1 protein-coding gene is annotated in these 699 nt (G+C 71.1%); it reads left to right on the top strand.

The annotated features are described in order from the left end of the window. Positions 1-123 precede the first annotated feature (123 nt). A partial coding sequence (locus ACNPM4_RS19680; RefSeq protein WP_448986890.1) for an HNH endonuclease signature motif containing protein occupies positions 124-699 on the top strand: 576 nt, incomplete at its 3' end.

The raw sequence follows: 699 nt of genomic DNA, 5'->3' as shown, positions 1-699 counted from the left end.
CGCCTGTTCGACGCGTACCTGAACCCGAAAGTCGACGGACCACCCGTCCCCGGAGTCATGTTCCGGCCTTCGGGGGAGACGAACTCGGAAACGAACTCGGAAACCCTCGATGACGGTGCGGGTATGGACGACGACGCCCTTCCGTCCGGTGACCCGGGGCGGATGGTCGACACCCGCTCCCGGTCGCAGAAGCAGCACGACACCCTCGCCGCGATCCTCGGCATCGCCGCCCGCCATGACGACACCCCACGCCTGGGCGGGGGCGCGCCCACACTGGTGGTGTCCGTCACCGCCGACGACTACACGACCGGCCGCGGCTGGGCGCACGTCGAGGGCATCGACACCCCCGTCCCCACCCGTGTCGCCGTCCACACCGCGTGCGCGGGCGGGGTGCAACGGGTGCTGTTCGACCCGCACGGGCGGATCATCGGCATCAGCACCACCGACCGGATCTTCACCGCGCATCAGCGTCGCGCGATCACCCTCCGCGACCGTGAGTGCCTCATCCCCGGCTGCCACGTCCCCGCGACCTGGTGCGAGATCCACCACGTCCACGAGCACGCCCACGGCGGCCCCACCCACACCGACAACGGCGTCGCCCTCTGCTGGCACCACCACAGAACCCTCGACACCTCCGGCTGGGAGATCCGCATGCGCCACGGCACACCCCACGTCCGCGGACCCGCCTGGTGGGACCCC

This window comes from Microbacterium umsixpiens (assembly GCF_053543675.1).
This window is presented reverse-complemented; position numbering and strand designations above follow the sequence as displayed.